Consider the following 9,604-nt stretch of genomic DNA (forward strand, 5'->3'; position numbering starts at 1 on the left):
CGCCGGTGGACAACTTCTCCAACCATATAACCCTTGGCAAAAAGTATTTCAACAAATTTGGGATTATGTGAGCATGGCTGATCGATATCAGCAACACTCATCGATAATAATTCATCCCGAGAATAACCTAAATTACGACAACTTTCTATTAGTATGAAAAAGCTCGGGAGATATCTTTTGCAAAATATCTCCCGAGCTTATATCTAATGACTCACTTTAGTCCTGCTGCAAATTTATCTTCGTTTGCAGGTACTAACGCCAAAGAGCGTATAAAGAGGGCACCAACCAACTATGGCTGTAAAAAATGGGATAATCGCAATTAGGGCAAAGTATCTAGCATTTCCTTGAAATATAAACCAAAGCGACAAAATAATTAAACCAAGGATGACCCGAATAATTCTATCTAAGCTTCCTTCATTTACTTTCATCAGTTTTTCCTCCTTCTTGTGAATCTTCTTTATTTCAAAGATATACGAATTTGGGAAAAAGTTCAGTGACGAAGTCACCGAATTAGAAGCATCTTTTCTAATTCTTGACGCCGGGTTATTTCGATCTTACCTCGAGAAAGTATGAGCAAATGATCAACCTCTAGATTTTTCAAGAGGCGGCTAATCACCTCACGCACAGTCCCTAGCTCGACTGCAATTTCTTCATGCGTTTGGTATAGTAGGGGCTGTTTCTCAGTCGTATGCGCTAGAAGGAAACGGATAAGGCGTATGTCAATTCGCTTGAACGTGATCTCCTCGATCAGAGCCATGACGCTCCCTAAGCGTTGGGCTAGGCTTTGGAAAGTGAAATTCTGAACAGCAGGGACATGATGCATCCAATCCATATATAATTTGATAGGAATCATGAGCGCTTCCACATCCTGCTCAACCATAGCCGTAGCAGGATAAGGTATATTACCTAAGGCACTCGAAAGCATAATAATGCAGGTTTCACCCGGTTTAATACGATAGAGTAGAATTTCCCGCCCAGATTCTGCTATTTTCAGGACCTTGATCGAACCTTTAAGCAATAAGGGAATCGACGTACTGTCGTCTCCCTCCGTAAAAGCGCAAACTCCAGAACTAAGTTTTACAGGAGTAAGATCATAAGTATGGAGTTGAACCTCTTTTAAAAAAGGGAACAGAGTATAAAGATCTGTTGTTTCTTGATCAATCACAGCTTAAGTCTCCTCTTTACCCTACTAACTTTCCAAGCTACTTTAATACCATTAACTTATTGTTTCAATCGCAGTAAATCTTTTGTAACTGAGAATGTCACCTTGTCGCCAGCGCTTTAATACTGCTATGATATTCTTACAAAGTACAGTAAAATAAACATATGACGGTATTTATCTTATCTCGAATAGGAAATTTGAACCGTAAGGAAAGAAGCGCAAAAAATGCTTACGCAAGTATATCCGAATATATACAAGAACGAAATACCCCTTCCCAATAATCCGCTGAAGGCAATCAACAGCTACATTGTCCTCTCAGAGAATCGGAATCTAATCATCGACACAGGGTTTAATCGAGCTGAATGCAGAAACGCACTTTTCCAAGGAATTCGTGAACTCGACGTTGATTTAACAAAGACGGATTTGGTATTAACCCACATGCATGTTGATCACTCAGGACTTGCAGCTGCTTTAGCCAAAGAAGGCGTCCGCGTTTATATAGGTAAAATAGATGGGGAATGGTTAAATCAAACGTCGAGTGGGAAGTTTATAAAGAACTTCCAAATGCTAAACGAGATCTTGGGCTTTGGCGGAGACCGCACCATTAATTTTGGCAAGGATTTCGGAACACGATCTGAGGACCCTCTTGAACTTATTCCACTATTAGAAGGGGATAAATTTGAATTAGGAGATTATTCCTTTGAAATCATTGACATTCCAGGGCATACTCCCGGTCATATCGGCTTGTATGAAAGAAACCACAGGCTGTTTTTTGGTGGCGATCACATCTTAGATCCCATAACTCCTAATATTACATTCTGGGGTTTTGAGCAGGACATCTTAGCGATCTTTTTTAAGAGTTTACGTAAAGTATATGCCTATAACATCGACTACCTCTTTACTGCGCACCGGAATATTATTCGCGATCACAAAACGAGAATTAAAGAACTGTTGGCTCATCACGAAGACCGACTCAAGGAGATTAGCGGGATTATTCGTAAGGGTAAAAAGACTCCAAGTGAGACAGCTGCTGCTATGCACTGGGATCTGAGCTATACTCATTGGGAGGACTTCCCCGACCCCCAAAAATGGTTTGCATCAGGGGAAGCCACTTCGCATCTAGAGCACCTGGTTCATCTTAAGTTAGCTGACAGGGTTAATAATAACGGGAAACTATATTATGAATTAAGATCATGATCGTGACCCAAAAGGCTTATTTTTTCTTAACAATTTCTTTGTACTTTGTAACCGAAAACTTAGCGATTTCGGAAATCCACCGCCCAAACCGCTGAGAATAGGTCCACCATGCTTTGCGATAAATCCAAAGTATCCCGCCGATGATGAGGAGGATAGCAGCCCCAAGCCCATATATAATTGTGGCGTACTCCTTAAAAATTGCTCGGACAAACATCTGAGCTGCCGCAAGATAGCGATCTACAATCACGTTAGGTGGGGACGGAAGTTCCACGACTTCAAGGTAATTTTCCTTATCGGTAACTTTAACTCGAATAAAATGATAATAACTATCCTTGGTCAAAAGTTCTGCCCCGGCCCCTCCACTAATAATATAGCGCACGTCGTCTTTAACAAAACTAAAATAAGCATGGATATGCGACAAAAACACGGTATCCACCTTGTACTTCGTCATCAGGCTTTCAAAACGTTTGGCTTCTTCTTTGTCGGGAAAAGCATGATCAAGGTTACTGGTCCCACTCAGCTTACTTATTTCCTCTTTAATCGGCCCCGCTTTTTGAGACTCAGACATTTGTGGATATTGATTGGGTTCAGTCTTTGCCCTCGGATCCGTGGGTGGAATGTGAGTCACTACAAAAATCCGCTTTCCTTGAGCCTTCTCTAAATCTTTTTCTAACCATTGATATTGCTCTTCGGGAATAGATCGTTTTTCCGTCCAACCGCGTGAACTATCAAGAAAGGCAAAATGGATATTTTGATAATCAAACGAATAGTATCCGGGCCCAAAGAGTTCCGTATAAATTGCTCTGCCATTTTCCCGAATGTCGTGGTTTCCTAAGGTGGTATACAGCGGAACTTGCAACTTAGACACGGTTTCATAGAAAAGCCGATACTTATTAGGTTCACCTCCAAAGACCAGGTCACCATTGTCAATGGTAAAGGCCGGATCAATGGCATTGATTTGATCTATAATTTGCGAGAAGGTTTGATAGCCGTTTCGATTATCGCCTAAGATGACGAACTCAGGATTGGGCTGTTCTTTTAGCGCCACTTGGATGGTCTTTTGTTGTCCTGAAGAAAGGTTTACTAATAACAAAACGGTATGAGCTTCCACACTCTGGTAGCTGTCAGTATTTTTGACCTCAATCTTGCTGGAATTCACATTTTCCAAGCGAATTCGATACGTTCTTGCTTGCGGCCCACCCTTGATTGTAATTTGTACGGATGGAGAAAGTGATCGCAGTAATAGACTCTCTGAATTATCCTTTTCTTGCATCTTCCCCTTCACAAAACCCCCTTGAATTGTAACGGCAGCCCCGTTCCAATCGTATGAGGATGTTGAGCTATAAGGGTCAAACGATAGCGGAATAGGCGTAAAGTTTTCTGCAATCTTAAAGTTATTGTAGCTATGGACAAAGAAGATTCCTACGCAGACTAAAGCTATTAGAAAAACTAAGATGGGGATTTTCTTCTTCATTTCGTGTTCTCCTAACCTAAATCAATCCTTGCGTTAGTGTCTGTTAAGCTTATCTGTTATATTCCATTTCTGTCCAATGCCTTAATGCTTTTAACCAAGACCTAAGTATCCTGTTTACACTACGGTTAATTTAGCCCCTTTCTTGGAAACCTAGTTTTTAAGGGGGGATTCACTTTGAGTATTCATTCAAGCAAAGTCGTTATCATCGGCAGTGGGTTTGTTGGAGCAAGTATCGCCTATGCAGCCTTAATTCGCGGATTGTGTAACAATTTGGTTCTTATTGATATTGATCGGGAAAAGGCTGAGGGGGAAGCTATGGATTTAAGCCATGGTCTTCCGTTTATTCGACCAGTCGAGATCCGTGCTGGAGGATTCGAAGCGTGCGAAGGCGCTGAGATTATTATAATCACTGCTGGTGCGAATCAGAAACCGGGGGAAACGCGCTTAGACCTCGTACAGAAGAATGCAAAGATCATGCAATCGATTTTAGATGAAGTCGTTAAGTATGAAAGAAATGCTATTCTTATTATTGTGAGTAACCCAGTTGATGTACTCACAGCATTTGCTCGGAAGGTTACGGACTTACCACCTGAACATATCATTGGCTCGGGAACTGTTCTTGATACAGCAAGATTCCGATATACCTTAAGTCAGCGCTGTGGAATTAATGCGAGCAATATTCATGCCTATGTGGTCGGTGAACATGGGGATTCAGAAGTCTTACTCTTTAGCTCTGCGAGTATAGCCGGGAGTTCACTCGATTCATTTCGTGAGAATTGCGCAGGAGTCTCTGAAAAGGACTGGCGAGAGCAAGTGGCTGCCGAAGTGCGCAGAGCCGCCTATGAGATTATTAGCCGCAAGGGAGCAACCTATTACGGTATCGGATTAAGTTGTGCTCAGATTATGCAAGCGATTCTGCGCGATGAGCAGAAAGTTTTAACGGTGTCGAGCTTGCTCGATGATCAGTATCATGACTTGGGTGTTGCTTTAAGTGTCCCAAGTATTCTCGGGAAAAATGGAATTGTTCGTCGTTTGGACTTAAGAATGGATACCCTTGAAGATGAATTGTTCCAAAAATCAGTTCAGATATTACGAGAGTCATTACAAAGACCGATGGGAAACCCTTGAACAGAACAGTTAAGCTTATCTGTTATATTCCATTTTCGTCCAATTCCTTAATGCTTTCAACCAAGGCGCCAAGTATCCTGTGATATCCCTGAGAATTCTGTGCGGGAACTCTGTAAAGCTTGTTAATCTCAATCTGTACTGCGGGAATTCCGAGTTCGCAGGCTACAAAATGGGTCACTGTGTTGGATCCAGCGGCGGCAAAATAATCATGAGAAATTCTCTTTAGTCCGAAAAGTTGAAAGTTATAATCGAGTGTTTCCTGTAGTTTCGCTGACCTTAAAAGCGTTTTTCCGCCATTGGTACCAAGGTCCACGTCAAATTCCCGTTCACGGGCAGCACCGTGGATATCCAGCACTAACTTAATCTTCTCTCGGCCACAGATTTCAGCCATTCTTTCTTTATAAATACACGGGTTGTCCACATTCGGATCACCACCATAAAGCTTACTCACCGCCAAAGCATGACAACCCGTGAGTTTATTTAAGAGATAGACGATAGAACCTGTGAATTCATCGGACATCTTAATCTTCTTTTGCCGATAATGCCTTACTGCATGAGGCGCAGACACCAGAATAGACAGCTTCCCTGGAAGATAGAGAAAAGGATCCTCCTGCTTAGAATTTACTGCTTTATCCGTCTTGTAGAAATGTACACGCTCTATACTTACAGCCTCTTCGTTGATACGAGCTCTGCCAAACTCTTGAAGAACGTCATCGGGTTTAGCCAAACGGGTTACCTCCTTCTACGTGACGAACCTGGTAAGGGTTATGTTAGGAAGGAACGTGGAGAAACGTTCGTCGGTCAACCTAGTAGACAGAATAAAAATAGTAAGTTATGGATGATGGGAAACCCCACCAAACCCCTAATCAACCTCTTTTAGCATTTCAACACGTTTACTGAATATTCCTCCTATTTTAACACAATATTACATACAGTAAAACAAAAAAGCCAGAACACTATCATAATGTTCTGGCAATTTTAACTATTACCTAGAATCCCATTATCAGTAAACAAGCTACTAAGACATATCTCTTTTTCGATGTCTTTAGTCTCACACTATTTAGGGGCACTAACCCTTATGCTTGAACCGGAAGCCCCACTACTAAGAAATGTTAAGTCGAGGAATTTTAGATTGCTCGACCCATGGGAATCACTTCAAGAGCTTAAACTCATGATTAAAGTTTTAGACGTCCAGAATTGTGTGTTCCGTAATAATCATGCTTCGAACTATCTGCCGCTTAAAGCAAATTTACCCTCGGAGAAGGAAGCCTTACTCGCTACTTTAGAGCAAAGGACATCAAAAAATGAAGAAAGCCCTCTTTCAAGCTTTTAGATAAGCACAATTCCCACACAAGTACGTATTTTATCAAAGAGTTGATTTCTTTATACTTAGAGCTCGTTTAATGGGGGGATATATCACTATGCAATATTTTATGGTGCCACCCGGGCAACACCAGTTGCCAAAGCTGCCCTATGCTTATAACGCTCTTGAACCTGTGATAAGTTCTACATTATTACGAATTCACCATGATCAACATCATAAAAGCTATGTAGAAGGTTTAAACAAAGCGGAGCTGAAGTTGGTTGAGGCACGGCAAAAGCGGGATTTCACTTTGGTCAAGCACTGGGAACGTGAATTGGCTTTCCACGGTTCAGGGCATATCCTGCACAGTATTTACTGGACATCGATGGCTCCCATCGGGAATAGGTGGGAGACACCTGGGGCTCAAACTATTAATCATATCACTAACTATTTTGGCAGTCTGACTAGCTTTTTGGAACAATTTAGCGCTGCAGCCATAAATGTTGAAGCATCTGGCTGGACTTTGCTGGTTTGGCAACCAGCCTGGGGAAGGTTAGAAATACTCACGATTGAGAAACATCAGGATCTTTTTCAAGCGGGTAGTATTCCCATCCTGGTCATGGATGCTTGGGAGCACGCTTACTATCTTGATTATCAGAATAGGCGCAAAGACTACGTTAACGCCTGGTGGCAATTAGTGAATTGGTATGAAGTAGAAAGGCGGCTGGAACAGGCCATGCATGGGCTGATGTCCTTAGTTTCGAACCCTTGATATACCTTCTCCCCTACAAACTTACCGAATATGAACTTAAACCCTTCGAAGCCAATCTTCGAAGGGTTTTTAGCGCGGGTATGGGATAAGGATGTAGGAAATTAAAGAAAAGAGAGCTAGTAATAATTGTACTCTTCATTTTTCTGCGGAAGCTCATCCGGGACCTTACTGGAACTCCGTTCACGATAAATGCTAAAAGGGTCCAAGACACTAATCCGATTAATAAATCGTTCTTTCATCCCGAGGGCTATTATTCGTACTGGAATTTTGCCCAGAAAAAAGTGTAGGATGATTTTATGGATAATGGGAAGTTGAAATTATTCACTACATTGATATTCCTAGTTTGTCGCAAAGAGAAAAATGTCCCGGATCCTATTCACAGTAACTTACCTGGGTAAAAACTTAGATGTTATAAAACTACTGTACGTCCGGAATTGATGTCCACAAAAACTTCATGACGGTCGCTATTATTACGACAAGAAAAGACGGCATTTATGAAACTCAGGTCCAATCCTTCTCGACCATGATTAACGGTATCGAAATGGCGATGCGTTGGCTTCTTGATCACGACTGCCACGTTGTCGTGATGGAAAGCACGGGCAAATACTGGATCCCGGTTTTTAACCTCATGGAAGATTCTTTTACTCTCACTCTAGCCAATCCCTACTTCACGAAGACATTTCCCGGCAATAAAACGGATCAACGGGATGCCAAGTGGCTTGCCGAACTAAACAGAAGATTATGATCATCATCTTTCAAGACATTCAACCACTTTAAGCGTAAGATTGTGTAAAAATACAAAAGACTTGATAAGCGTGTTCTTTGCCCTGACAGTTTCAATAATAAATGGAATTGAAATAATCCACATTGCTGTTTTAAGGTTTACTCCTGCAAGAAAATTTACAAGCATATTCATTCTCCTTTAAAAGCCTAAGTGTCACACTTGTGTCTTTTGTAAGCTTATGATATAATACAAATTAATGGTAGTCAATAGGTTTTATGCAAGTGCTACAAAATGTAGGAATGTATGACAGAGGAGAATTTGCTATGAATAATACAGAAAATCCAATAGCGGCTCAATCAAAGCAATGGATTATGCAATCGCTTGTTTCGCTTATGGAAACAAAGCCTTTTCAAGAAATAACTATTAGCGAAATATCAGAAAATGCACAACTTGTACGTCGAACATTTTACAGAAACTTTGATTCAAAAGAGGATGTTTTGCAGGCGTATTTTAACACTCTCGTGCAGAAATTTATCAGCGAGCTGTCAAAGCTTTCCGTTCTTACAACCGATACTGCGTTACGAGTGTTATTCGGACTATGCAAGAGATATGAAAGCTTTTTTCTAAGTTTAAAGCGAAGCAATATGCTGGGATTTATGTTGGAGCAATGGAATTATGTACTTCCGAAACTTCACGCTCTTATGCTTGACAGAATAAAAAATTTTCCGCAGACAAGCAGTGAACAGGCACTTGAATACATCCTTGCATTTAACGTCGGCGGAACCTTTAATATAGTAATAAAATGGATTGATGAGGGAATGGCGTTATCTCCTGACGAACTTGCTGATATTGTAAGTGAGTTTTCCTCCGGTTCACTTATAAAAAAAGATTAGGTTTCAGTCCGGAGGTTTTCAGCAATGCCAGCTTTCCATAATCCTCTGGTGAGGAGAAATCCGGATAGAAATCATAGCATTCGAGATTTTGCGTAAGATCAAGGGCATGGTCGATGTCGGTGCAGTCTGCGAACTCAAGGACAGCCTTGTACTTTGACAGCATCCCCTGATTCTCAAGTTCCCGGATTCTATCGGAGAGAGTGCTGATTTTATCGATGTCCTCAGAGAAAGAGAAATTATTATTCATCCGGGGAATGGTGCTTTCGCTCCTTGCAATGATGCAATCGTCCAGGCTTGCTACCTTTAAGTAGCTGAGAGCTTCATTGATTTCTTTCGGTGAAGCGGGGAATGCAAGCCACTGACCTCTGTTGTCTTTGAGATTTTCTACGCCATTTTCGAGGAGCAGATTGAATACATAACTGGATTCAATTGATTGCTTCTCATGTTCATTGCATCGTTCCTGGAGGGGGTCTTTCCAACGACGGTCTCCGGTTCGTCCGTTCCAGCAAGAAGTTCTTTATCCCCGTTAAGGTCATTTCGAGAAAGTTTAGGGGTAAGTTTCTTTACCTTCTAAGACAGGCCTACGACCAAGGGGAACTTACCTTCTTTAACGAGGCCGTTAAATTTTTAGTTCGCGATAACTTTCTTTCCCTTGTCGACAGCTTATACCGCAGAGAGTGGGTCGTTTTCTGTAAAAAAACCTTTAAGTCCCCAGCTCAGGTTGTGAAGTATCTGGGTCGTTATACTCACCGAGTCGCGCTCAGCAATTCCAGGATTCAAGCGTTTGACGGTCAAACGGTGAGTTTTTCCTGGAAGGATTATAAAGATGGTAATAAACGCAAAGTGATGACACTGGATGCGACTGAGTTTGTGCGACGGTTTCTTCTTCATGTCCTTCCGGATCGATTAGTTAAGATCAGGCATTACGGTATTCTCTGTAGCCGAAATATT

At 41.5% G+C, this 9,604-nt stretch carries 11 protein-coding genes and 1 pseudogene; 7 read left to right on the forward strand and 5 right to left on the reverse strand.

Features of this window, described 5'->3' with window-relative positions; all coding sequences use genetic code 11:
• Positions 1–233: 233 nt before the first annotated feature.
• On the reverse strand, positions 234–428 hold the full coding sequence (locus VM640_RS10415; RefSeq protein ID WP_325391928.1) for a YgaP family membrane protein: 195 nt from the start codon (positions 426–428) through the stop codon (positions 234–236).
• Between the two features lie 74 nt (positions 429–502).
• Positions 503–1,165 carry a Crp/Fnr family transcriptional regulator gene (locus VM640_RS10420; protein ID WP_325391930.1) on the reverse strand — a complete coding sequence of 221 codons (663 nt, stop codon included), beginning with the start codon at positions 1,163–1,165 and terminating at the stop codon, positions 503–505.
• Between the two features lie 222 nt (positions 1,166–1,387).
• Here VM640_RS10420 and VM640_RS10425 point away from each other — a divergent pair, with 222 nt between their 5' ends.
• Positions 1,388–2,359 (forward strand): MBL fold metallo-hydrolase, encoded by a 972-nt coding sequence (locus tag VM640_RS10425; RefSeq protein WP_325391932.1) that lies wholly within the window; start codon positions 1,388–1,390, stop codon positions 2,357–2,359.
• A 16-nt stretch (positions 2,360–2,375) separates the two neighbouring features.
• Here the strand turns inward: VM640_RS10425 and VM640_RS10430 are convergent, their stop codons facing one another.
• On the reverse strand, positions 2,376–3,833 hold the full coding sequence (locus tag VM640_RS10430) for a metallophosphoesterase family protein (RefSeq protein WP_325391934.1): 1,458 nt from the start codon (positions 3,831–3,833) through the stop codon (positions 2,376–2,378).
• Positions 3,834–4,007: 174 nt separating this feature from the next.
• Between VM640_RS10430 and VM640_RS10435 the strand changes: the two genes are divergently transcribed.
• A complete protein-coding gene (locus tag VM640_RS10435; RefSeq protein ID WP_325391936.1) occupies positions 4,008–4,961 on the forward strand; it encodes an L-lactate dehydrogenase in 954 nt (317 codons plus the stop codon).
• Between the two features lie 22 nt (positions 4,962–4,983).
• Here VM640_RS10435 and VM640_RS10440 read toward each other — a convergent pair whose 3' ends face one another.
• Positions 4,984–5,688, reverse strand: a complete 705-nt coding sequence (locus VM640_RS10440; RefSeq protein WP_325391938.1) for an N-formylglutamate amidohydrolase — start codon at positions 5,686–5,688, stop codon at positions 4,984–4,986.
• 351 nt (positions 5,689–6,039) lie between these two features.
• Here VM640_RS10440 and VM640_RS10445 point away from each other — a divergent pair, with 351 nt between their 5' ends.
• The 4 genes from VM640_RS10445 to VM640_RS10460 all read left to right on the forward strand — a co-directional run bounded on the left by VM640_RS10445 (position 6,040) and on the right by VM640_RS10460 (position 8,653).
• Positions 6,040–6,294, forward strand: coding sequence for a hypothetical protein (locus tag VM640_RS10445; RefSeq protein ID WP_325391940.1), 255 nt, complete (start codon positions 6,040–6,042; stop codon positions 6,292–6,294).
• Positions 6,295–6,382: 88 nt separating this feature from the next.
• On the forward strand, positions 6,383–7,036 hold the full coding sequence (locus VM640_RS10450; protein WP_325391942.1) for a superoxide dismutase: 654 nt from the start codon (positions 6,383–6,385) through the stop codon (positions 7,034–7,036).
• A 433-nt stretch (positions 7,037–7,469) separates the two neighbouring features.
• Positions 7,470–7,781 (forward strand): IS110 family transposase, encoded by a 312-nt coding sequence (locus VM640_RS10455; protein ID WP_325391950.1) that lies wholly within the window; start codon positions 7,470–7,472, stop codon positions 7,779–7,781.
• 302 nt (positions 7,782–8,083) lie between these two features.
• Entirely contained in the window at positions 8,084–8,653 is a 570-nt protein-coding gene (locus VM640_RS10460) for a TetR/AcrR family transcriptional regulator (protein ID WP_325391944.1), read from the forward strand.
• Here the strand turns inward: VM640_RS10460 and VM640_RS10465 are convergent.
• Positions 8,637–8,900, reverse strand: coding sequence for a hypothetical protein (locus tag VM640_RS10465; protein WP_325391946.1), 264 nt, complete (start codon positions 8,898–8,900; stop codon positions 8,637–8,639). The genes VM640_RS10460 and VM640_RS10465 overlap by 17 nt on opposite strands.
• 164 nt (positions 8,901–9,064) lie before the next feature.
• Between VM640_RS10465 and VM640_RS10470 the strand changes: the two are divergent.
• Positions 9,065–9,604 (forward strand): annotated as a pseudogene (locus VM640_RS10470) (IS91 family transposase); the annotation flags it as partial.

The organism is Desulfitobacterium sp., assembly GCF_035539115.1.
Classification (GTDB): Bacteria; Bacillota; Desulfitobacteriia; order Desulfitobacteriales; family Desulfitobacteriaceae; genus Desulfitobacterium_A.

Excerpts from the sequence above, each read along its gene's own strand:
- VM640_RS10465 (WP_325391946.1), bottom strand. The coding sequence starts at position 8,900 with ATGAATAATAATTTCTCTTTCTCTGAGGACATCGATAAAATCAGCACT.
- VM640_RS10450 (WP_325391942.1), top strand. The coding sequence starts at position 6,383 with ATGCAATATTTTATGGTGCCACCCGGGCAACACCAGTTGCCAAAGCTG.
- VM640_RS10425 (WP_325391932.1), top strand. The coding sequence starts at position 1,388 with ATGCTTACGCAAGTATATCCGAATATATACAAGAACGAAATACCCCTT.
- VM640_RS10430 (WP_325391934.1), bottom strand. The coding sequence starts at position 3,833 with ATGAAGAAGAAAATCCCCATCTTAGTTTTTCTAATAGCTTTAGTCTGC.
- VM640_RS10415 (WP_325391928.1), bottom strand. The coding sequence starts at position 428 with ATGAAAGTAAATGAAGGAAGCTTAGATAGAATTATTCGGGTCATCCTT.
- VM640_RS10445 (WP_325391940.1), top strand. The coding sequence starts at position 6,040 with ATGCTTGAACCGGAAGCCCCACTACTAAGAAATGTTAAGTCGAGGAAT.
- VM640_RS10460 (WP_325391944.1), top strand. The coding sequence starts at position 8,084 with ATGAATAATACAGAAAATCCAATAGCGGCTCAATCAAAGCAATGGATT.